Origin of the sequence: Methylogaea oryzae, from assembly GCF_019669985.1 — a bacterium.
GTDB classification, from domain to species: Bacteria; Pseudomonadota; Gammaproteobacteria; order Methylococcales; family Methylococcaceae; genus Methylogaea; species Methylogaea oryzae.
In genome coordinates, this window is record NZ_AP019782.1 from 3,454,347 (window position 1) to 3,475,886 (window position 21,540).

Annotated in this window: 19 protein-coding genes; 8 read left to right on the plus strand and 11 right to left on the minus strand. The window is 64.8% G+C overall.

The features are described from left to right. Nucleotides 1–4: 4 nt before the first annotated feature. Together K5607_RS15260 and K5607_RS15265 are read left to right on the plus strand one after the other, a co-directional pair. Nucleotides 5–1,384, plus strand: a complete 1,380-nt coding sequence (locus tag K5607_RS15260) for a DegQ family serine endoprotease (RefSeq protein ID WP_221047522.1) — start codon at nucleotides 5–7, stop codon at nucleotides 1,382–1,384. A gap of 27 nt (nucleotides 1,385–1,411) precedes the next feature. Next, on the plus strand, nucleotides 1,412–1,786 hold the full coding sequence (locus K5607_RS15265; RefSeq protein WP_054774218.1) for a hypothetical protein: 375 nt from the start codon (nucleotides 1,412–1,414) through the stop codon (nucleotides 1,784–1,786). 59 nt (nucleotides 1,787–1,845) lie between these two features. Here the strand turns inward: K5607_RS15265 and typA are convergent, their stop codons facing one another. Both typA and K5607_RS15275 read right to left on the minus strand, forming a co-directional pair. Continuing rightward, complete coding sequence (typA, locus tag K5607_RS15270) at nucleotides 1,846–3,663, minus strand: translational GTPase TypA (protein WP_054774217.1); 1,818 nt, start codon at nucleotides 3,661–3,663, stop codon at nucleotides 1,846–1,848. 132 nt (nucleotides 3,664–3,795) lie between these two features. Beyond that, nucleotides 3,796–4,797: an AraC-like ligand-binding domain-containing protein gene (locus K5607_RS15275; RefSeq protein WP_246598885.1), complete on the minus strand. Its 1,002-nt coding sequence runs from the start codon at nucleotides 4,795–4,797 to the stop codon at nucleotides 3,796–3,798. Nucleotides 4,798–5,018: 221 nt separating this feature from the next. Here K5607_RS15275 and K5607_RS15280 point away from each other — a divergent pair, with 221 nt between their 5' ends. After that, the gene (locus tag K5607_RS15280; RefSeq protein WP_221047523.1) at nucleotides 5,019–5,483 is read left to right on the plus strand and encodes a hypothetical protein; all 465 of its coding nucleotides are present in this window, start codon (nucleotides 5,019–5,021) and stop codon (nucleotides 5,481–5,483) included. 16 nt (nucleotides 5,484–5,499) lie between these two features. Here the strand turns inward: K5607_RS15280 and K5607_RS15285 are convergent, their stop codons facing one another. The 9 genes from K5607_RS15285 to def form a co-directional block, all read right to left on the minus strand. After that, a complete protein-coding gene (locus tag K5607_RS15285) occupies nucleotides 5,500–5,904 on the minus strand; it encodes a rhodanese-like domain-containing protein (RefSeq protein ID WP_054775055.1) in 405 nt (134 codons plus the stop codon). Nucleotides 5,905–6,012: 108 nt separating this feature from the next. Next, nucleotides 6,013–6,513, minus strand: coding sequence for a class I SAM-dependent methyltransferase (locus K5607_RS15290; RefSeq protein ID WP_246598886.1), 501 nt, complete (start codon nucleotides 6,511–6,513; stop codon nucleotides 6,013–6,015). A gap of 74 nt (nucleotides 6,514–6,587) precedes the next feature. After that, nucleotides 6,588–7,955 (minus strand): Trk system potassium transporter TrkA, encoded by a 1,368-nt coding sequence (gene trkA, locus K5607_RS15295; RefSeq protein ID WP_221047524.1) that lies wholly within the window; start codon nucleotides 7,953–7,955, stop codon nucleotides 6,588–6,590. A gap of 34 nt (nucleotides 7,956–7,989) precedes the next feature. Beyond that, on the minus strand, nucleotides 7,990–9,357 hold the full coding sequence (locus tag K5607_RS15300; protein ID WP_054773872.1) for a sigma-54-dependent transcriptional regulator: 1,368 nt from the start codon (nucleotides 9,355–9,357) through the stop codon (nucleotides 7,990–7,992). Continuing rightward, nucleotides 9,354–11,588: a sensor histidine kinase gene (locus tag K5607_RS15305; protein ID WP_221047525.1), complete on the minus strand. Its 2,235-nt coding sequence runs from the start codon at nucleotides 11,586–11,588 to the stop codon at nucleotides 9,354–9,356. Before K5607_RS15305 ends, K5607_RS15300 begins: the two co-directional genes overlap by 4 nt. Beyond that, a complete protein-coding gene (locus K5607_RS15310; protein WP_221047526.1) occupies nucleotides 11,570–12,121 on the minus strand; it encodes a DUF4390 domain-containing protein in 552 nt (183 codons plus the stop codon). The genes K5607_RS15305 and K5607_RS15310 overlap by 19 nt, the downstream gene beginning before the upstream one ends. Then, the gene (rsmB, locus tag K5607_RS15315) at nucleotides 12,114–13,418 is read right to left on the minus strand and encodes a 16S rRNA (cytosine(967)-C(5))-methyltransferase RsmB (RefSeq protein ID WP_221047527.1); all 1,305 of its coding nucleotides are present in this window, start codon (nucleotides 13,416–13,418) and stop codon (nucleotides 12,114–12,116) included. Before rsmB ends, K5607_RS15310 begins: the two co-directional genes overlap by 8 nt. Continuing rightward, a complete protein-coding gene (gene fmt / locus K5607_RS15320) occupies nucleotides 13,411–14,334 on the minus strand; it encodes a methionyl-tRNA formyltransferase (RefSeq protein WP_221047528.1) in 924 nt (307 codons plus the stop codon). Before fmt ends, rsmB begins: the two co-directional genes overlap by 8 nt. 31 nt (nucleotides 14,335–14,365) lie before the next feature. Beyond that, nucleotides 14,366–14,905: a peptide deformylase gene (gene def / locus K5607_RS15325; RefSeq protein WP_221047529.1), complete on the minus strand. Its 540-nt coding sequence runs from the start codon at nucleotides 14,903–14,905 to the stop codon at nucleotides 14,366–14,368. A gap of 146 nt (nucleotides 14,906–15,051) precedes the next feature. Between def and K5607_RS15330 the strand changes: the two genes are divergently transcribed. The 5 genes from K5607_RS15330 to dusB all read left to right on the plus strand — a co-directional run bounded on the left by K5607_RS15330 (nucleotide 15,052) and on the right by dusB (nucleotide 21,345). After that, nucleotides 15,052–16,146 (plus strand): LysM peptidoglycan-binding domain-containing protein, encoded by a 1,095-nt coding sequence (locus tag K5607_RS15330; protein ID WP_221047530.1) that lies wholly within the window; start codon nucleotides 15,052–15,054, stop codon nucleotides 16,144–16,146. A gap of 87 nt (nucleotides 16,147–16,233) precedes the next feature. Next, nucleotides 16,234–17,250 carry a DNA-processing protein DprA gene (gene dprA / locus K5607_RS15335; protein WP_343222927.1) on the plus strand — a complete coding sequence of 339 codons (1,017 nt, stop codon included), beginning with the start codon at nucleotides 16,234–16,236 and terminating at the stop codon, nucleotides 17,248–17,250. A gap of 54 nt (nucleotides 17,251–17,304) precedes the next feature. Continuing rightward, entirely contained in the window at nucleotides 17,305–17,769 is a 465-nt protein-coding gene (locus K5607_RS15340; protein WP_054773444.1) for a Smg family protein, read from the plus strand. Nucleotides 17,770–17,938: 169 nt separating this feature from the next. After that, nucleotides 17,939–20,245: a type I DNA topoisomerase gene (topA, locus tag K5607_RS15345; protein ID WP_221047531.1), complete on the plus strand. Its 2,307-nt coding sequence runs from the start codon at nucleotides 17,939–17,941 to the stop codon at nucleotides 20,243–20,245. A 137-nt stretch (nucleotides 20,246–20,382) separates the two neighbouring features. Continuing rightward, nucleotides 20,383–21,345, plus strand: coding sequence for a tRNA dihydrouridine synthase DusB (gene dusB / locus K5607_RS15350; protein ID WP_221047532.1), 963 nt, complete (start codon nucleotides 20,383–20,385; stop codon nucleotides 21,343–21,345). Nucleotides 21,346–21,540: the final 195 nt, after the last annotated feature.

Sequence of the window (21,540 nt, forward strand, 5' to 3'; positions counted from 1 at the left end):
TTAGATGCGATACACAGCTTTTACCGGTAAACGCTTAACCTGTTTCTGCCTAGCGGCCGCCCTGGCCCTGGCCACGCCGTTGGCGAACGCGGCATGGCCGGAAAGCGTGGAAGGCACGCCGCTGCCCAGCCTGGCGCCGATGCTGAAGCGCACCACGCCGGCGGTGGTCAACATTTCCACCAAAACGGAAATCGAAGTGGCCCAGCATCCCTTGATGCGCGACCCGTTCTTCCGCCACTTCTTCGAGCTGCCCGACCAGCCCCTCAAGCGCAAAAGCTCCAGCCTGGGCTCCGGCGTCATCGTCAACGCGGACAAGGGCTACATCCTCACCAACAACCACGTCATCGACAAAGCCGACGAAATCTCCGTCACCCTGCACAACGGCCGGCAACTGGCCGCCAAGCTGATCGGCGGCGACCCCGAATCCGACATCGCCGTCATCCAGGTGGAGGCCAGCGATCTCACCGCCCTGCCCCTGGCCAACTCCGACCAGCTCAGCGTGGGCGATTTCGTGGTGGCCATCGGCAACCCCTTCGGCCTGGGCCAAACCGTCACCTCCGGCATCGTCAGCGCCCTGGGCCGCTCCGGACTCGGCATCGAAGGTTATGAGGACTTCATCCAGACCGACGCCTCCATCAACCCCGGCAACTCCGGCGGCGCCCTGGTCAACCTGCGCGGCGAGCTGATCGGCATCAACACCGCCATCCTCGCCCCCACCGGCGGCAACGTCGGCATCGGCTTCGCCATCCCCGTCAACATGGCGGCCGGCATCATGGACATGCTCATCAAGCACGGCGAAGTGCGCCGCGGCCTGTTGGGCGTGTCCGTGCAGGACATCACCCCGGACCTGGCCCAAGCCTTCGGCCTGCAGCAAACCCAAGGTGCCGTGGTCACCCGCGTCCAGCCCGATTCGCCCGCCGCCAAGGCCGGCTTGGAGCAAGGCGACGTGTTGCTGTCCATCAACGGCAAGACGGCGAAAAACAGCATGGACGTGCGCAACACCGTGGGCATGGTGCAGATCGGCGACAAGGTGGAAATCGAGGTGCTGCGCCGCGGCGACACCCTGACCCGCACCGCCACCATCGCCAAGCCGAAAAAAGTGTCCGAGGACGGCGGCAAGATCCATCCCGCCCTAGCCGGCACCGTGCTGGCCCCGACGCAAGGCAACGAAGGCGTGGAAGGCGTCGTCGTCGGCAAGATCCACTCCGCTTCCTATGCCTGGCAAGCGGGCCTGCGCCCCGGCGATGTGATCGTCGCCGCCAACAAGCGGCCGGTGCAAAGCTTGGACGACTTGGCCGCTGCGGCGGAAAAACGCAGCGAGCTGCTGCTCAACCTGCAACGGGGCGACAACAGCTTCTTCGTGGTGCTGCGGAGCAAGCGCTGATGACGGCAGCCATGGTTACGGAGCCTTATGCGCCCTAGAGCCATCACCTACCTGTGCGTGCTGCTGCTCAGCGGCGGCGCCATGAAGCTGCTACAGGGCCTGTCCTTGTTCGTGTTCCACTCGGACAAGGCGGCCCTGTTCGCGCTGGTCATCAGCCTGGCGGCCATGGTGTCCTACGCCGCGCTGTGGTTCATGCAGCGCTGGGGCGTTTACCTGTTCCTGTTGGTATGGTTCGTCTCCCTGTTCCCGGAATTTTCGCCGGTGGACCTACCCCTGGATGCCGCCCACAACCACTTCCACTCGACCTTCAACTGGGTGCTGCTGGCGGTGTACCTGGTGGTGGTGCTGCCTTATTGGCGGCGCCTGAACGGCGAACACGCGGAAGAAGCGGACGACGACTGAAATCCCGGCCAATAAAAAGCCGCTCTTTCGAGCGGCTTTTTTGTGTCACGCCGTGCGGCTTAGTCGCCGGAACGGGACGCCTTCTTGCGCTCGTGCTCCAGCAACAGCTTCTTGCGGATGCGGATGCTCTTCGGCGTCACTTCCACCAGCTCGTCGTCGTCGATGAACTCCAGCGCCTGCTCCAGGGTCATCTTGATGGGCGGCACCAGCACGATGGCCTCGTCGCTGCCGGAAGCGCGCATATTGGTGAGCTGCTTGGCCTTGGTCGGGTTCACCACCAGGTCGTTGTCGCGGGAGTGGATGCCGACGATCATGCCTTCATACACTTCCGTGCCGTGCTCGACGAACAAGCGGCCGCGCTCCTGCAGGTTGAATAGGCCGAAGCCCACCGCGCTGCCGGTGACCATGGAAATCAGCACGCCGTTGATGCGCTGGCCCACGTCGCCCTTCTTCATCGGTCCGTAGCGATCGAACACATGATAGAGCAGGCCGGTGCCGGAGGTGGCGGTGAGGAATTCGGTCTGGAAGCCGATCAGGCCGCGGGACGGCATGACGTATTCCAAACGCACACGGCCCTTGCCGTCCGGCACCATGTTTTGCAGGTCGCCCTTGCGCTCGCCCATCTTCTCCATGATGGTGCCCTGGTGCTGTTCTTCCACCTCGATGGTGACGAACTCGTAGGGTTCGCACAGCTCGCCGTCGATTTCCTTGATGATCACTTCCGGGCGCGACACGCCCAGCTCGTAACCCTCGCGACGCATGTTTTCGATGAGGATGGACAAGTGCAGTTCGCCGCGGCCGGACACTTTGAATTTGTCCGGGTCGGCGGTGTCTTCCACGCGCAGCGCCACGTTGTGCAGCAGCTCGCGCTGCAAGCGGTCGCGGATCTGGCGGGTGGTGACGAACTTGCCTTCCTTGCCGGCGAAGGGCGAATTGTTCACCTGGAACGTCATGCTGATGGTGGGTTCGTCCACCGACAGGGGCGGCAGGGCCTCGACGTTTTCCGGGTGGCAGATGGTGTCGGAGATTTCCAACGGGTCAATGCCGGTGAAGGCGATGATGTCGCCGGCGTTGGCTTCCGGCACTTCCACCCGCTCCAGGCCCTTGAAGCCGAGCACCTGCAGGATGCGGCCGTTGCGTTGCTTGCCATCGCGGCTGACGACCGCCACCGGCGTGTTGGTCTTGATCGAGCCGCGCTGCACGCGGCCGATGCCGATCACGCCCACATAGCTGTTGTAATCCAGCTGGCTGATCTGCATGCGGAACGGGCCTTCCACGTCCACCTGGGGCGGCTGCACCTTGTCGACGATGGTCTGGAACAGGTAGTCCATATTGCCTTCGCGCACGTCCTCGTTGTCGCCGGCGTAGCCGTTCAGGGCCGAGGCGTAGACGACGGGGAAGTCCAGCTGTTCTTCCGTGGCGCCCAGGTTGTCGAACAGGTCGAAAGTCTGGTCCAGCACCCAGGAAGCGCGGGCGCCGGGGCGATCGATCTTGTTGATGACGACGATGGGCTTCAGACCCAGGGCGAACGCCTTCTGCGTCACGAAACGGGTCTGCGGCATGGGGCCGTCCACCGCGTCCACCAGCAGCAACACCGAATCCACCATGGACAACACGCGCTCCACCTCGCCGCCGAAGTCGGCGTGGCCGGGGGTGTCGACGATGTTGATGTGGTAATCCTTCCAATCCAGGGCGGTGTTCTTCGCCAGAATGGTGATGCCGCGCTCTTTTTCCAGCGCGTTGGAGTCCATCACCCGCTCTTCCACCTTGGCGTGGGCAGCGAAGGTGCCGGACTGTTGCAGGAGCTTGTCCACCAGGGTGGTTTTGCCATGGTCCACGTGGGCGATGATGGCGATGTTGCGTAGTTTTTCGATCATGGGGTGCTTGAAGGGTGAGGGCCGCAACGTGCCGCGCCGAAAGGCTGCCGTTGGGCGATGGGAGGCGTTAATTTTCCATTTTACCCTGCCCCGCGAAGAAACGCTTGGCTTTGTTTCCTCAAAGGGGCAAATTCAATCGCCCCCGAGCTCAGCCCCGTTCCCGTCCCGGCATTCCCTCGGGGTGCAGCCGAAACGCCGCCTGAATAGCCGGCTGAAATGCGAGGGGTCGTTGAAGCCCCAGCGGAAAGCGATTTCCGACAGGCTCCTGCCCGCATGCGTCCCGGCCAGCATATCGGTGCGGCAGCGCTCCACGCGGCGCTGCCAGACGTAACGCATCAGAGACGTTTGCTCCGCCTGAAACAGCGTATTGAGATAGCGCGGAGACACGCCGACGCCGGCCGCGATGGCGCCGGCGTTCAAGCCGGGATCGGACAAATGCCGCTCGATGAAAGCCTTGGCCCGATTGAGCAGGCTGATCCGGCTTCGGGACAGGCTGCCCACCGCCGGCCGCACCGACGCGGCCGCCAAAGACAGCAAGTCGAGACAGGGCGTAGCCAAGGCCGAAAACTCGCCGGGGCTCAACCGATCGGCTTGGCCCGCCGACAAACGCACGAGCCCGGCCGCCACGCCGCCGATGCCTTCGCCGCCCGCGATGCGTCGCGCGGTGCAACGCGCGATCCCGGCGACCCGTTCTTCCAGCGTGGCGCGCGGAATGGAAACGATGAGCTTGGAGAAATCGCGCGGGCAACGGATGCGATGGGGCCGGGTGGCGTCGTAAACGGCCATGTCGCCGGGCTGCAGGAACGTCTCGCGGCCGTCCTGCTCCAAGGAATAACGCCCCGACAGCAGGATCACGGCGAAATAGGCGTCTTGCGGAATGTTGCGCGGCTCGTTCGCCAAGCGCTCGATGGTGATGGCGCTGGAACGGATTGCCGACAACTGCAACCCCTCCCAGGGATAGATCGTCATTTCATTGAACAGGCCGCCGCCGGCCGGCGGGCAAATCTCCACTTCGGCGTATTCCCGGCCGATCACCTCCCGCAGCCAGCTGCCTCGCTCGCGCAGGCAAACGTCGTCGGTGGAAAGCCTCAAACGCGCCGGCATCGCAGCCTCGGCCGAATCGGAAACGGTCATCGAATTCCTCCCCAAAACATCCCGTCCATCGGGCAAGGCCGGCCTTGCCGAACCGCGGTTTTCCCGGCCGATCCTCCCGCTCCCGCGGCTAGGGCCGGCGCGAAGAGGGAAACCGCCGTTTCAGCCTAAACCCTGTTCCGTTGGGAACCAGCGGGCCACGGCGGCAACCATTATGCTCCCGCCCGTCGATGCCAAACTGTGAAAAATCGAGGAGACTTGGGATGAATGAAGATTCGCGCCATGCGGGAAATGCGGTTTTGTTGCGCAGCGCCGCCTTGTGGCTGCTGGCGGCCCTGTTATCGGCTTGGTGCCTGGTCGGCATGAAGCTCGGGCTGGCGCCGGTCAAAATGGTTTTCCCGGGGAAAACCAGCCATTTGCTGCAAGCGCATATCGATTTTTTGCTGATGAGCGCCCTGCTTTTTGGCATATACGCGGCCAAAACGCCGCTCGCCGCCCACGTGCGCTGGAGCATGGCGATAGGCGCTTTCACCAATCCGAGCCTGTTTCTGTTGACGGCCATCGTTCCGGAACTGGACACCGCCGCGCCGGGGGACGGGTTAATGGCCGCGTCGTTCAACCTTTACCGCATGGCGAGCATATCGATCACCACCTACGGCTTCGGCGCGGCGGCGATCGCGATTTTCCTCGCCACGTTCGCGCGCCGCGCCAACCGCCGGGACGGCTAACCGGGTCCGCCGCCGATCAGCTCTGCTGCCACGGCAAACCGTGGCAACGCCAGCCGCTTACCGTGCTGCGGTGCTTGTTTTCGTCCAGGCCGCCCTCGAAGCCTTCCTCGATGTTGGTGAGGTCCGTATAGCCGGCCTCCAGCAGGGCCTTGGCCGCTTCCAGGGAGCGTTGGCCGCTGCGGCACATGAGGAACAGCGGCGCGGCTTTGTTCGGGGCGCGTTCGGCCACTTGGGCGATGAAGTTGGGATTGGCCTGCCACTGGCGGTTGCTCCAGTCTTTCCAGGGGATATTGACGGCCCCCACCGGGTGGCCGACGAAGTTGGATTCCAGCGTATCGCGCACGTCGATGAGCAGCGCGGCGGGATTGCCTTGCAGGGCGGCGTAGGCCTCTTTGGGCTTGAGGGATTTGATAGCGGTCATGACGATGCTCCTAGGGGCTGTGGGGCCAATGCCGTTGCTCCGCGTCGCCGCCCGCTCCCCTGAGGGAGAGAGCTAAACCGAACGGCACTGGGGTTAGGTATGGATAAATCATGCCTGCTGCGCCACCAGCATGGCCTCGTTGCGGAAACCCCGACCCATGTCGCCCACCAGGCCTTCCTCCCGGTAGGCGATCACCCGCAGGCCGGCGAACAACCGCAGCAATTCGTTGCGTTCCAACAGGTAGTCCGGATTGCTCGGGCCGATGCCTTCGGCCTTGTCACCAACGAAAGTCTGGTAGAACAACAAGCCGCCGGGCTTGAGAGCCGCCGCGATGGGTCCGGCCAGGGGGCGGCAGAGGAAGCGGCTGACGACGATCACGTCGAAAAACGCCTGCGGCCAGGGCGCGTTTTCCGCATCGCGAACCTCGGCGTCGATCGCCAGCCCTGGCTCGGCGGCGGCCAAGCGCAGACGCTCGACGGCGACGGGGGAGATGTCCCAAGCGTGGACTCGCAGGCCCAGCCGGGCCAGCAACAGGGCGTTGCCGCCCAAACCGCAGGCCAAGTCCAAGGCACGGCCGGAGGGCGGCAGCAAGTGGGCGTTGTCGACCAATACCGCCGCCGGCGGCACCGGGGCGGCGGCGGTGTAGTGCTTATCCCACTTGGCGGCAAGCTCGGCGGTCAGCGTCAGCCCCCCGCCACGGCGAACAGTTTTTCCACTTCGGGGATCAGCTTCTTTTCCAGCAGGAACATGATGACGTGATCGCCCTCCTCGATGACCGTGTCGTGATGCACCTGGATGACCTCGTTGCCGCGCACCAGGGCGCCCATGACCACGCCGGACGGGATTTTGATGCGGTCCAAGCGCTGGCCCACCACGCGGGAGGTGCGGGAGTCGCCGTGGGCCACCGCCTCCATGGCTTCGCAGGCGCCGCGCCGCAGGGAATGCACCTGCACCACGTCGCCGCGCCGCACGTAGCGCAGCAGGGCGCTGATGGTGGCCTCCTGGGGCGAAATGACCAAGTCAACCAAGTGAGTCTCCACCAAATCGGCATAGGCGCTGCGGGTAATCAGGCTCATAACCCGGCGCGCGCCCAGTTTTTTCGCCAGCATGGCGGAAAGGATGTTGGCCTTGTCGTCGTTGGTGATGGCGCAGAACACGTCGATATTGTCGATGTTCTCGTCGATCAGCAAATCCCGGTCGGAAGCGTCGCCGTTCAACACGATGGTATGGGTCAGCTCGGCGGCGATCTTGTGCGCCCGCCGGGTGTCCCGCTCGATCACCTTGACGCTGTAGTCGTGCTCCAGCCGCAAAGCCACCCGCTTGCCGATGTGGCCGCCGCCGGCGAACATCAGGCGCTTGTAGGGCTTGTCCAAGCGCTGCAATTCGCTCATCACCGCCTCGATTTCGCCGCTGGAGGCGCAGAAAAACACTTCGTCGCCGGGTTCGATGATCGTCTTGCCGTCCGGCACGATGGGCTTGCCCTGGCGGAAAATGGCGGCGATGCGGGCGTGCACATTGGGCATGTGCTGGTGCAGGGTCTTGACCTCGCGCTGCACCAGCGGGCCGCCTTCCCGCGCCTGCACCGACACCATGCGCACCCGGCCGTTGGCGAAGTCCAGCACCTGGGTGGCGCCGGGGTATTCCAGCAAGCGCTCGATGAACTCGGTGACGATCTGCTCGGGGCTGATGACCAGGTCGATGGGGATGCCTTCGGCGCCGAACAGCTCCGGCCGGCCTTGGTATTCGATGGCGCGGATGCGGGCGATCTTTTTCGGCGTCTTGAACAGGATGTGGGCGATCTGGCAGGCCAGCATATTGGTTTCGTCGTCGGAAGTGACGGCGATGAGCAGGTCGGCGGTGGCCGCGCCGGCCTTTTCCAACACGGTGGGATGGGCCGCATTGCCGGCGATGGTGGCGATATCGAAGCGGTCCTGCAAATCGCTCAACAGTTGCGGCTGCGTGTCCACCACCACGATATCGTTGGCCTCGCTGGCCAGGCTGCTCAATACGCTGGTACCGACCTGGCCGGCGCCGAGGATGATGATTTTCATAAGAGTCCGTTTGTTCTTATTGTTGGAATGGGGATCAGCCTTTTTCGCGGAACTTGATGTCCAGGGAATGCAGCTTGCGGTACAAATGGGTGCGTTCGATGCCGATGGCCTGGGAGAGGCGGGCGATGCTGCCGCCGTGCTTGTCCAAATGATATTCCAGATAGGCTTTCTCGAATTGGTCGCGCGCGTCCTTCAGGGGCAGATTGAACAATTCCAGCGCGTAGCCGGGCGAGGCCGCGGGTCCCGCGCCGCTGCCGAGGGCCGCCTTCACCTCGTCCAGCCCCACCTCTTCGCCGTTGCCCAGGATCAGCAAGCGCTGCACCAGGTTTTTCAGCTCCCGCACATTGCCGCGCCAGGGATGGTTGCGCAGCAGGTTCTGCACCGCCACGGGAAAGCGACGGAACGCCAGTTTTTCCCGGGTGACGAAATAGTCCGTATAGAAATTCAGCAACTCGGTGACGTCTTCCGGGTGTTGATGCAACGGCGGTATGTCCAGGCTCACCACGTTGAGCAAATAGTAAAGGTCCTTGCGAAAACGGCCGGCCTGCACTTCCTGCTCCAGGGACTTGCGGGTGGCGGCGATGACGCGCACATCCAAGGGAACGGCCGCGCTGCCGCCGACCCTTTGGAATGCGCCGGACTCCAAAGCGCCGAACAAGCGCAGCTGGGTGTCGGCCTCCAAATCGGCCACTTCGTCCAGAAACAACACGCCGCCCTGGGCTTGTTCCAATAAGCCGGCCTGGATCTCGCCGCTTTCCTCCTTGCCGAAAAAAGCGGCCAGGCAATGTTCCGGGGTGAGAGCGGCCACCGCCACATCGACGAACGGCTGGTCGTGGCGCGCGCTGTGCGCGTGCAGATAGCGCGCGAAGGTTTCTTTGCCGCTGCCCGGCTCGCCGCTGAACACCGCGTGAGCATCGTGCTGGGCCAAGCGCCTCACCTGCTGGCGCAGCTGCTCCATGACCGCGCTGCGGCCCACCGGCTCCACCCAGGTGTCCAAGCGCCGCTTGAGGCCGATATTCTCCTGCTGCAGGCGGGAGGCCTCCAGGGCGCGCTCCACGGTCAGCAGCAGCTTGGCCATGGACAAAGGCTTTTCCAGGAAATCGTAGGCGCCCAGGCGGGTGGCCTCCACCGCCGTTTCCACCGTGCCGTGGCCGGACATCATGATGACGGGGAAATCGTCGGCTTCTTCGCGCTTCCATTCTTTCAGCAGGGTGATGCCGTCGGTATCCGGCATCCAAATATCCAAAAGGGCCAAATCCGGCGGCTTGCGGGCATAAAGCCGGCGCGCTTCGGCGGCGTCTTGCGCCACGTCGACCTGGTAGCCTTCATCGGCCAGGATTTCGCTGACCAGTTGGCGAATATCGGGCTCGTCGTCCACCACCAGGATGTAGGGTTTGCTCACTGCTCGTCTCTCCTGTCCGCCGCCAAGACGGGCTCCGCCAGCGGCAAGCGAATTATAAACCCGGCCCCGGCCTTGTACCGGCTGTCGATGCGGATGCCGCCGCCGTGTTCTTCGATGATTTTCCGCACCACGGCCAGCCCCAGCCCCGTGCCCTTGGTCTTGCTGGTGACGTAGGGCTCGAATACCCGCTCCAGGTACTCCGGAGCGATGCCGGGGCCGTTGTCGCGCACGCTGATTTCCAAATAGCCGGGCGCATCCTCGACGGAGCGCAAGGCGATCTCCACCCGAGTGGCGGCCTCGTCGCCGCCGCCGGCTTCCTGGGCGTTTTTGATGAGGTTGTGCAGCACTTGCCGCATGTGCACCGGATCGGCCTTGACGCGGGGCAGCGGCCCCGTGGCGCATACGTCGATTTTCAGGCCGGAAGCGGCGGGATAGAGCGCCGCCACCTCTTCCACCAACTCGGCCAAATCCAGCGCCACCGGCTGCACCTTGGACGGGCGGGCATAGTCGTTGAAGGCGTTGACCATGGTTTTCATGGCCTCCACCTGCTGCACGATGGTGCGGGTGGATTTTTCCAGCACCTGGGCGTCCGCCTCGTTGAGGCTCTTCGCCAACTTGTGGCGCAACCGCTCGGCGGACAACTGGATGGGCGTCAGCGGGTTCTTGATCTCGTGGGCCAGGCGCCGGGCCATTTCGCTCCACAGGGCGGTGCGCTGGGCCTGGATCAGCGCGGTGACGTCGTCGAACACCACCACCGCGCCGGACCAATAGCCCCAGGCGGAAAACAGCGGCGTGCCGCGGCAGAACAGTTCCTGGCGGCCATTGGGGCCGACGAAGGCGATTTCCTCCTGCCAAACGGACTTGGTGTGCTGCAAGCGCGCCTGCACCGCCTCCACCCAGCCAGCCAGGTTGGGATAGGCTTCCGCCAGGGAGGCCAGCGAATGGCCGGCGCAGGCGCCCAAGTCCGCGTTGAGGATGTTGTTGGCGGCCTGATTGGCGGTGCGCACCCGCATCAGGGCGTCGAAGCTGACCACGCCTGAGGAGAGATTGGAGAGGATGGTTTCCAGATAAGCGCGCTGGTGCTCCACTTCCAACTGGGAACGCTGGGCCTCTTCGTGGGCGAGGGCGATGCGGCGGGTCATTTCGTTGAAGGACTCCACCAGGAAGCCCAGCTCGTCCTCGCTCTGCACCGGCAGGCGCTGGGCGTAGTCGCCGTCCGCCACCTTGCGGGTGGCCAAGGCCAGCTCCCGTACCGGCGCCACGATGCGGCGGATGCTGATGAAAGCGGCCCAGATGGCGGCCAGCAGGCTCATCAGCAGCACCAAGGACAAGCCCAAGGAGAACGTGAGCTTGAGTGCGCCCCGCAGGTAGTTCATTTCCCGATAGTGGCCGAACGCCGCCTCCACCGATTCCGCCAGAGCGCCGATGCGCGGCGGAATGCTGTACAGGGCCTGCAGATACAGCGCGTCCGGCGTGGCGAGCCGGGAAATGACGCGTACGCGCAGGTTCGGCAGGGAGGCGGCCTGGCCTTTGCGGCAGGGTTCCACGCAGGGTTCCGTCGAGTCCGGCACCGGCTCCATGCCCACATAAGGCTGGTGTTCCTTCAAGTGGAGCAACAGGCTTTCGTTGGGCAGGCTCGGCACGATCAAGCCGGGCTGCATGCTGCTGGAGGCGACGATGCGGGCCTGCTTGCCGAATAGGGTCAACTCGGTGGCGCCGGCTTGCTCGCGCAGCTCATCCAAGTGCAGCGCGGTCATGGCCTCCGGCGTGCCGGCGACGGACTCGGCGATTTGCTCGCTGGCTTCCACCAGGGCGCGGGTGCGCTCGCCCAGCACCGCCTGGCCCAGCTCCAACGCGTCCTCCATGGCCCGGTCGATTTCCGTGTCGAACCAGCTGTCGATGCTCTCGTGCAAAAACTGCATGGAGCTGTAAAACACCACCGAAGCCGGCGCCAGGGTCAGCAGAATGAACAACACCGCCATGCGCGCCGTCAACCGCGAACCGGCCTCCCGCTGGCGCAGCTGCTTATACAGCCAATAGCCGTTCACCCCGACCAGCCCCAACAGCAGCAACGTGCCGAGGGTGTTGATGCCCACCATCGCGGAATACCAGCCGCTCAGCTGGGACGAATGCTGCATGGCCGAAGTCATGAGGTGCAAGGACCCCAGGATGACCGCCAACGCGGCCGCGACACCGAGCCCCAAAGGCGGCGCTATTCGGCGAAGTTCCATCGGTACCACGGGCTGTCAAGGTGCCACTGCGGGTTCAAATAGGCCACCGAGCGCAGCGGCAGGGGCAGGGCTTCGAAATCCAGGTAGGCGCGCACGCCGGCTTTGTAGGTAATGCCCAGCATGAAGCGATCGGCGGACGCGATGCTCAGCTGGCGGATGCTGCCCAGCGCTTGGACGGCGGCGTCCAGGGTGGCGAAGTTGCGCGAACCGCCGATGCCTTCCTGCTGGATTTGATAGAGCTTGCTCAAGGCGTGATAACGCAGCCGATAGCGCACATATTCGTTGAGCACGGTTTCTTCCCACAACAAGCGGCGCTCGCGCTTGACCTTCAGCTGCACCACCAAGGTGATGGGCACGCTGTTGCCGAGGGCCTCCCGCACGGCGGGAGGCAGGCGGTAGTCGATGTCGGCGCTCAGGGAATAGCCGTCCTTTTGCAACTGCAACCGCGCGTCCAGCACGGTGAATTCTGCGCTTGCCGCCCAACCCAAGGCGGTGTTGAACAACAAAGCCAGGGCAAGCAGCCCCTTAGCCATCGCGCTTGCCCAGTTTGGCGTAATAAAAGCCGTCCATGCCCTGCTCGCCGGGCAGAATTTGCCGGCCATAGGCCAGCGCCGTGCCCCAAGCGCCGGCCAAGGGCAGTTCCACCGCGTCGTTGCGGCGCTCCAGGAAACGGCCGACCTGCCTGTCGTTTTCTTCCCGCAACACGGAACAGGTGGCGTAGAGCAGCACGCCGCCGGGCGCCAGCAGCGGCCACAGGGCGTCGAGCAGCTTGCCCTGGGTATCGGCCAGGGTAGCGATGTCGCTGTCCCGCCGCAGCCATTTGATGTCGGGGTGGCGGCGGATCACGCCGGTGGCCGAACAGGGCGCATCCAGCAGGATGCGTTGGAACGGCTGGCCGTCCCACCAGTCCTGCGGCCGGCCGGCATCGCCCACCGCCACCGTGGCGGCCAGGTTCAGGCGCTGCAAGGTTTCGCCGATACGCTGCACCCGTTCCGGCGCCACGTCGACGGCGGTCACTAGCGCTTGCGGGCAATATTCGAGCAAATGGGCGGTTTTGCCGCCGGGCGCGGCGCAGGCGTCCAACACCCGGTCGCCCGGCTGCGGGTCTAGCAGGGGCGCGGCCAGCTGCGCCGCGCCATCCTGCACCGACACCAGGCCGTCGGCAAAACCGGGCAGTTGCGCCACGTCCAGCGGCTGCCCCAGCACGATGGCGTCCTGCCCCGGCCCGGCGGCCTCGGCCGCCAGCTCCTGTTGCCGCAGCAGCGCCAGATAGGCGTCCCGATCGTTGCGGCGGCGGTTGGCGCGCAGCACCATGGGCGGCTGTTGGTTGTTGGCTTCCAGGATGGCCTGCCACTGCTGCGGCCAATCGCCGCGCAACCGCTCGATGAGCCAGGCGGGATGGGAAGTGGTCGCCACCGTGTCGCCGGCGATGGCGGCCTCCAGCTCTTCTCGGCGGCGCTGGTAGTTGCGCAATACGGCGTTGAGCAACGGCTTGGCCCAGGCATGGCGGCCGGCGGCGGCGACGGTTTCCGCCACCGCCGCGTAGGGCTTCACCGCCATGTGGGACAGCTGGTAAAGCCCCGCCAGCGCCAGCATGTGCACTTCGGCCACTTGGATCGGCTTGCGCACCAGTTGCGCCAGAATGGCGTCCAATTGCCAATAGCGGCGCATGACGCCGAAGCACAGGGCTTGCACGAAAGCGCGGTCGCGGCCGTTGGGCAAGGCGGGCAGTTCCGCCGCCAGGGCGTCGGTGAGGGATTGCCCCTGTTCGACCACCCGCGTCAGTACCCGCGCCGCGGCCAGGCGGGAGTTGGGCGCGCGCTCAGCCAAGGCGAACACCGCTGACGTTGTGGGCGTTGAGGAAGGCGTCCGCCGCCATGCGCTTGCCGCCGGGCAGTTGCACCTCGTCCAGGCGCAGCACGCCGTCGCCGGCGGCCACCAGCAGGGTGCGGCCGTCGACCTTGACCGTACCGGGCTGGCCGTGGGCGGCCAGCGCCAGGGCCTTGGCGCGCCAGATGCGCAACTGCTGGCCCTGGTACTGCGTTTCCGCCACCGGCCAGGGATTGAAGGCGCGTACCTGGCGTTCGATGTCCGCCGCCGGCCGGCCCCAGTCGATGCGGGCTTCCTGCTTGTTGAGCTTTTCCGCGTAAGTGACCAAGGACTCGTCCTGGATCTCCCCCGGCAGGCGTTCGGCCAGCAAATCGGGCAGCGACTCGCGCAACAATTCGGCCCCCAGTTGAGCCAAGCGGTCGTGCAGTTCGCCGCCGGTCTCGTCCGCACCGATGGCGACGGCGGCCTTGCGCAGCATGGGGCCTGCGTCCAGCTTCAACTCGATGCGCATAAGGGTCACGCCGGTTTCCTTGTCGCCGGCCAGCAACGACCGCTGGATGGGCGCCGCGCCGCGCCAGCGCGGCAACAGGGAAGCGTGGTTGTTGACGCAACCCAGGCGCGGGATGTCCAGCACCGCTTGCGGCAGCAGCATACCGTAGGCCACCACCACCATCAGGTCGGCGTCGAAGGCGCGCAGGGCGTCCAGCGCGCCGGGTTCCTTGAAGGAGGCCGGCTGCATCACCGTCAGGCCGTGTTGCAGCGCCAACTGCTTCACCGGGCTGGCGGCGGCGTGGCGGCCGCGCCCGGCGGGACGATCCGGCTGGGTATAAACGGCGCAAACCGGATAACCGTTATCCAGCAGCATTTGCAAAGTGGGAACGGCGAAATCCGGCGTACCGGCAAAAATGATCTTCATAGCGTTCCAGGAAGAGGGCCGGAATACCGGCCTAGTTGGGCGCCGCGCGGCGGCCCGCGGCGGAGCGGGGCTCCGGTTTCTGGCGATTTTTTTGCTGCTTTTTACGGGCCATGTGGCGCTTCAGCGGCGAGAGATAGTCCACGAACAACTTGCCGTCCAGATGATCCAGCTCGTGCTGGATGCACACTGCCAACAGGCCGTCCGCTTCCAGTTCGAAAGCTTCGCCGTCGCGATCGAGGGCGCGCACGGTGACTTTCTCCGCCCGCTCCACTTTTTCGAAAATGCCGGGGACGGACAAGCAACCCTCTTCGGACTCTTCCGTGCCGTGCTTGGCGACGATTTCCGGATTGACCAAACACAGGGGTTCGTTCTTTTCCTCGGAAATATCGATCACCACCACGCGCTTGTGGTGATTCACCTGGGGAGCGGCCAAACCGACGCCCGGCGCCGCGTACATGGTTTCCAGCATGTCGTCCAGCAAGCGGCGGACGGCGTCGTCCACCTCAGGCACCGGCAGAGCCTTTTTACGCAAGCGCTCGTCGGGGAATTCGAGTATCGTCAAAATAGCCATGGCAATCTGTCGCTATAGTAAGCCTTACATGCAATTTTATCGGAATTTCTCTACACTTGGCACGGAACTAGGCCGATAGACCGGGCAATACCGCGGAGGCCGCGGGAACAGGGAGTCCGGGGCCGTCTTAGAGGAACAGAATGTCCATGAATATTCGCAATACCTTTATCGGGCTGCTGACGCTGATCGCCTGCACGGCGGCGACGGCGGGCAAAAAAGAGGTGGTGCTCAACCCCCAGCATCCCGATCGGTACGTCGTAACGGCAGGCGACACGTTATGGGACGTCGCCGGCAAATTCCTCAAGGACCCCTGGCAATGGCCGGATCTCTGGGAAACCGGCAAAAAGGCCGAGCGCCCGCTGCGCCCCGGAGACGTGCTGACGCTGATCAGCGTGGCGGGCGTTCCCCGCTTGCAGCTCAACGGCGGCAACGGCACGCCGCCGCCCCGCCGCCCCGGCGACCCGCTGCCGGAGGTGAAGCTGTCGCCGAAGGTCCGCGCCAGCGACATGGCCGCGGAAATCCCCCTTATTCCCTTCAACCTGGTGCGCGCCTTTCTCAGCTCGCCCAAAGTGGTCACCCACGAGGAGCTGGACAACGCCCCCTACGTGCTGGAGCTTCCCGACAACCGCCACTTTGCCGGCACCGGAGACAAGCTCTACGTGCGCGGCCTGGAAGACTCGAGCCAGGACACTTTCGGCGTATTCCACAAAGGCTCGCTCTATAAGGACGGCGAAAGCGGCGAGGAGCTGGGCTACGAGGCCATGTCCGTCGGCACCGCCCGCCTGACGCAGGAAGGCGACCCGGCCATTTTCACCCTGGCCAACACCACCCGGGAAGCCGTAGTCGGCGACCGCCTGCTGCCGCAGGACGACGAGCGGATTCCCTCCAGTTACGAACCGCGCCCCCCGGCGGCGGAAATTAAGGGCCACATCATCGCCTTCCTCGACAGCGACACGACCAAAGTCCGCGGCGGCGCGTCGAGCATCGGCCAATATGCGGTGGTGGCGCTGGATCGCGGCAGCAGCGACGGCCTGGAGGTCGGCCACGTGCTGGAAATCGACTCGCGGGGCAAGGCGGTCAAGGACAAGGTCAGCGGCATCCCCTTCGACTCCCCCGACCTGCCCAACGAAGCGGCCGGCAGCCTGTTGATCTTCCGTTGCTTCGAGCGCGTCAGCTACGGCTTGATCATGCACACCAGCCGCGAGCTACGCCTGGGCGACGTGGTGCGAACCCCCAACTAAGGGAAGACGGGCATCGAAAAGGACTCGCTCCGCTACTGGCTGGCCCTGTCGCGGGCGCCGGGCGTCGGCAGCGTCGCTTTCCTCAAATTGCTGGAAAGGCTGGGGTCGCCCGACGCGGCGTTCGGCCAGTCGACCGCCGGCTTGCGCGGCCTGGGCCTGGCCGACGCCGCCATCGCCGCCTTGCAGCAGCCCGACTGGACCCAGGTGGACGCCGACCTGGATTGGCTGGCGAACAACGACTGTCGCGTGCTGACCCTGCACGACGACCTTTACCCTGCCCTGCTCAAACAAATCCACGACCCGCCGCCGCTGCTCTACGTGCGGGGCGATCCGGCCCTGCTGTCCTTACCGCAGTTGGCCGTGGTGGGCAGCCGCAACCCCTCGCCGCCCGGGGAGCGCACCGCCGCGGATTTCGCCGCCGCCCTGAGCCGGACCGGCTTGGGCATCACCAGCGGCATGGCCTTGGGAATCGACGCCGCCAGCCATCGCGGCGCGCTGTCCTGCGGCGGCGTCACCATCGCCGTGGTCGGCACCGGCCTGGATCGGGTATACCCCGCCCGCCATCGGCAACTGGCCCACGACATCGCCCGACAGGGTGCGCTGGTGTCGGAATTGCCGCCCGGAACGCCGGTGCTGCCCAGCCATTTCCCACGCCGCAACCGCATCATCAGCGGACTGAGCCTGGGCGTGCTGGTGGTGGAAGCGGCGGCCCAGAGCGGCTCGCTGATCACCGCCCGGCAAGCGCTGGAGCAAGGGCGCGAGGTCTACGCCATCCCCGGCTCCATTCATAACCCCCTGGCCAAGGGCTGCAATGCCCTGATCCGCCAGGGAGCGAAGCTGGTGGAAACCGTGGCGGACATACTGGAGGAACTGGGCGGCTTCGTCGCGCCGGACTTAGCCGCCCCGGCGCAGGACGGGGAAACGCTCCAGCCGGCCGAAGATCACCTGGGCCTGCTCAAATTTGTTGCCTATGAACCCACCTCGGTGGATACTTTAGTCGCGCTTAGCGGCGAAACGCCCGAAGCCGTGGCTTCCACGCTATTAATGTTGGAGCTGTCTGGCCACATCGCTTCCGCTGCCGGCGGGAGTTACTACCGCTTGTAAGCCCCAATCCACTCCGGCCTTGCGGCCCCATACTCACGGAAGCCAGCCCGATCGATGAAAGAAAACGTATTTGACGTTCTAATCTACCTGTTCGAAAACTACATCGAGGACGATGCGAACCTCGTATCCGATCCCGACGAGATCCGTAACGAATTGCTGGAGGCCGGCTTTCCCCAGGCGGAAATCAGCAAGGCGTTCGCGTGGCTGGAATCCCTGGCCGAACAGCAAACCGTCAATACCAACGCCACCGCCTGCCGCATCTACAGCACGGAGGAGCTGTCCCGGCTGGATGTGGAATGCCGCGGCTACCTGCTGTTCCTGGAACAGTGCGGCATCCTCAGCGCCACCAACCGCGAGCTGGTCATCGACCGCCTCATGGCCCTGGAAGAAGACAACATCACCCTGGACGATTTGAAGTGGGTGGTGCTGCTGGTGCTGTTCAGCCAGCCCAACGAAGAAGTGGCGTTCGCGCGTATGGAAGACCTGGTTTACGGCAATATTCCGCAGCGCTGGCACTGATCATCCCAACACACGCTTGCAACGGCGGCGGCGATTCTGCTTAATAGGCGCAACTCGCCGCGCCGCTGGCACAAGCAGCATTGAATTTCGTCTATTCTCTCGACGGCTTCACCCAGCGGGCGCTTAAGGCGGCAACGTTGGTTTTCGGTTCGTCCACTATCCTGTATCCATGAGCAACAATCTCGTCATCGTCGAATCGCCCGCCAAGGCCAAGACCATCGAAAAGTACCTGGGCAAGGATTTCCACGTGCTGGCGTCCTACGGCCACGTTCGCGACCTGATCCCCAAGGAAGGCGCGGTGGACCCGGAGCACGACTTCGCCATGCGCTACGAGGTGATCGAGAAAAACAGCAAGCACGTGCAGGCCATCGCCAAGGCCGCCAAGAGCGCCGACGTGCTCTATCTGGCGACCGACCCTGACCGCGAAGGCGAAGCCATTTCCTGGCATATCCACGAGATTTTGCAGGAAAAGAAAGCCCTGAAGGACAAGCCGGTGCACCGGGTGGTGTTCCACGAAATCACCAAGCGCGCCATCACCGAGGCCATCGCCGACCCCAAACCGTTGTCCACCGACCTGATCAACGCCCAGCAGGCGCGCCGCGCCCTGGACTACCTGGTGGGCTTCAACCTGTCGCCCCTGCTGTGGAAAAAGATCCGCCGCGGCCTATCCGCCGGCCGCGTGCAAAGCCCGGCGCTGCGCATGATCGTCGAGCGCGAGCTGGAAATCGAAGCGTTCCAGACCCGCGAATACTGGACGGTGGACGCCGCCAGCAAGGCCCACGGCCAGGAATTCAAAGCCAAGCTGACCCACTACGCCGGCGAAAAGCAGGAACAGTTCAGCATCACCGACGAAGGCCGTGCGACGACGGTGCGCGACGCCCTGCTCCAGGCCGCCGGCGGCAAGCTGCGCGTGGCCAAGCTGGAAAAGAAGCAGCGCAAGCGCAACCCCGCGCCGCCCTTCATCACCTCCACCCTGCAGCAGGAAGCCGCGCGCAAACTGGGCTTCACCACCCGCCGCACCATGACGGTGGCGCAGCAGCTGTACGAAGGCATCGACATCGGCGGCGAAACGGTCGGCCTCATCACCTACATGCGTACCGACTCCACCGCCCTGGCGGCGGAAGCGGTGGCGGAAATGCGCGAGCTGATCGCCGAACGCTTCGGCAAGGACAACGTGCCTGACGCGCCGCGGGTCTACAAGACCAAGTCCAAGAACGCCCAGGAAGCCCACGAAGCGGTGCGGCCCACGTCCAGCCGGCGCATCCCGGAAACCCTGAAAGGTTATCTGACCCCCGACCAGCTCAAGCTCTACGCGCTGATCTGGAAGCGCACCGTGGCCTGCCAGATGATCCACGCCACCATCAACATGGTGGCGGCCGACCTCAGTTGCGGCGAAGGCAACGTGTTCCGCGCCACCGGCTCCACCATCGCCCATCCCGGCTTCATGGCCGTCTACCTGGAAGGCCGCGACGATGCGGCCACCAGCGACGACGACGAGGAAAGCGTGCTGCCGCCCATGAAGGAAGGCGAGGACGTGCAGCTGCTGGACGTCATCACCGGCCAGCACTTCACCGAGCCGCCGCCGCGCTACACCGAAGCCAGCCTGGTGAAGGCCCTGGAAGAACACGGCATCGGCCGGCCGTCCACCTATGCCTCCATCATTTCCACCTTGCAGCAGCGCGACTACGTCAAGCTGGAAACCAAGCGCTTCTATCCCACCGACGTGGGCCGCATCGTCAACAAGTTCCTCACCGAACATTTCACCCAGTACGTGGACTACAACTTCACGGCGCTGCTGGAGGACGACCTGGACGCGGTGGCGCGCGGCGAGAAACAATGGGTGCCGTTGCTGCGGCAGTTCTGGCAGCCGTTCACCACGCTGATTTCCGCCAAGGACGAAAGCCTCAAGCGCCAGGACGTGACCCAGGAAGCCATGGACGAAGCCTGCCCGGAATGCGGCAGCAAGCTGTCCATCCGCCTGGGGCGCAACGGCCGATTCATCGGCTGCACCAACTACCCGGAATGCAAATACACCCGCAACCTCAACGCCGACGGCGCCGAGGAAGAGGTGAAGCCGGAAGTGGTGGAAGGCCGCACCTGCCCCGAATGCGACTCTCCCCTGGTGGTCAAGACCGGCCGCTACGGCAAGTTCATCGGCTGCAGCGCCTATCCCAAGTGCAAGCACATCGAATCCCTGGTCAAGCCGGCCGACACCGGCGTGACCTGCCCCGAGTGCAAGACCGGCACGCTGCTGGCGCGCAAGTCCCGCTACGGCAAGCTGTTCTATTCCTGCTCCACCTACCCCAAGTGCAGCTACGCCGCCTGGAATCCGCCCATCGCAGAACCCTGCCCCAACTGCGGCTGGCCGATCCTCACCATCAAGACCACCAAACGGCGCGGCACGGAAAAAGTCTGCCCGCAGAAAGAGTGCGGCTACGCCACACCCTACGAAGGAGCCGCTCCCGAAGCGTCCTGATCTTGCGGCACTCGTTTCAACCAAGACTACCGCACAGCTCCGCCCCCTTCGCACAAATCGCCTCCGGCCCCCTCTACCCCAGGGAGAGGGTTGGGGTGAGGGTAGATAAAAGGCCGCGACCTTATATTCTTGCCTCCATGCAAATCGGCCCCTACCCGCTAGACGGCAACCTCATCCTCGCCCCCATGGCCGGCATCACCGACCGCCCCTTCCGCCAAGTCTGCCGGCGGCTGGGAGCGAGCCTGGCGGTGAGCGAAATGGTCACCTCCAACGCCGCCCTCTACGCCAGCGACAAAACCCGCTACCGCGCCAATTACGACGGCGAAACCGGCCTGCGCTCGGTACAGATCGTCGGCGCCGACCCGGCCATGCTGGCCGAAGCCGCCCGCCACAACGTGGAGAAAGGCGCCCACATCATCGACATCAACATGGGCTGCCCGGCGAAGAAAGTCTGCAACCTGGCGGCCGGCTCCGCCCTGATGCAGGACGAAATCCAAGTGGCGCGCATCCTGGAAGCGGTGGTGCAGGCCGTGCCGAACACGCCGGTCACGCTCAAAACCCGCTTGGGCTGGGCCAAGGACCACAAAAACGTCCCCCGCATCGCCCGCATCGCCGAGGACTGCGGCATCCAAGCCATCGCCATCCACGGCCGCACCCGCTGCCAGGGCTATAGCGGCGAAGCCGAGTACGGCCTGATCGGCGCGGTGAAACAAACGGTGCGCATCCCGGTTATCGCCAACGGCGACATCGCCACCCCGGAAAAAGCCCGCGACGTGCTGCGACAAACCGGCGCCGACGCCCTCATGATCGGCCGCGCCGCCCAAGGCCGCCCGTGGATATTCCGTCAAATCGCCCATTACCTCGCCGACGGCGAACACTTGCCGCCGCCCAGCACCGCCGAGATCCGCACCGTCGTGTTGGCCCATCTGCAAGACCTGCACGACCTCTACGGCGACTACATGGGCGTGCGCATGGCGCGCAAACACATCGCCTGGTACGTGCAGGATTTGCCGGGCGGCGACGAATTCCGCCGCCGGGTGAACGCGCTGGAGGATTGCGCCGCGCAATTGGCGGCGGTGGCAGCGTTTTTCGACAGGTAGGGCGGAACGCGCGATTCCGCCAATCGGCGGCGCGCCTATCCGAATGCGCAACGGCGGCGGCTTACGATGCGCACCGAAGGGCGGCTCCAACACCGAAGCGCGGCGAAATCCGGACTACTTGCGGAGCCCCCTCTCCCCAGCCCCTCTCCCGCTAGCGGGAGAGGGGTCTCTTCCGTACCCGTTTGCCGCGCCGAG

Bases quoted from the DNA above. Each gene is read 5' to 3' on its own strand.
- K5607_RS15265 (WP_054774218.1), top strand. From the start codon at position 1,412: ATGCGCCCTAGAGCCATCACCTACCTGTGCGTGCTGCTGCTCAGCGGC.
- K5607_RS15305 (WP_221047525.1), bottom strand. From the start codon at position 11,588: ATGGAACTTCGCCGAATAGCGCCGCCTTTGGGGCTCGGTGTCGCGGCC.
- K5607_RS15260 (WP_221047522.1), top strand. From the start codon at position 5: ATGCGATACACAGCTTTTACCGGTAAACGCTTAACCTGTTTCTGCCTA.
- fmt (WP_221047528.1), bottom strand. From the start codon at position 14,334: ATGAAGATCATTTTTGCCGGTACGCCGGATTTCGCCGTTCCCACTTTG.
- def (WP_221047529.1), bottom strand. From the start codon at position 14,905: ATGGCTATTTTGACGATACTCGAATTCCCCGACGAGCGCTTGCGTAAA.
- trkA (WP_221047524.1), bottom strand. From the start codon at position 7,955: ATGAAAATCATCATCCTCGGCGCCGGCCAGGTCGGTACCAGCGTATTG.
- dusB (WP_221047532.1), top strand. From the start codon at position 20,383: ATGCAAATCGGCCCCTACCCGCTAGACGGCAACCTCATCCTCGCCCCC.
- K5607_RS15330 (WP_221047530.1), top strand. From the start codon at position 15,052: ATGAATATTCGCAATACCTTTATCGGGCTGCTGACGCTGATCGCCTGC.
- K5607_RS15310 (WP_221047526.1), bottom strand. From the start codon at position 12,121: ATGGCTAAGGGGCTGCTTGCCCTGGCTTTGTTGTTCAACACCGCCTTG.
- K5607_RS15275 (WP_246598885.1), bottom strand. From the start codon at position 4,797: ATGACCGTTTCCGATTCGGCCGAGGCTGCGATGCCGGCGCGTTTGAGG.
- K5607_RS15285 (WP_054775055.1), bottom strand. From the start codon at position 5,904: ATGACCGCTATCAAATCCCTCAAGCCCAAAGAGGCCTACGCCGCCCTG.
- K5607_RS15340 (WP_054773444.1), top strand. From the start codon at position 17,305: ATGAAAGAAAACGTATTTGACGTTCTAATCTACCTGTTCGAAAACTAC.
- K5607_RS15280 (WP_221047523.1), top strand. From the start codon at position 5,019: ATGAATGAAGATTCGCGCCATGCGGGAAATGCGGTTTTGTTGCGCAGC.
- topA (WP_221047531.1), top strand. From the start codon at position 17,939: ATGAGCAACAATCTCGTCATCGTCGAATCGCCCGCCAAGGCCAAGACC.
- typA (WP_054774217.1), bottom strand. From the start codon at position 3,663: ATGATCGAAAAACTACGCAACATCGCCATCATCGCCCACGTGGACCAT.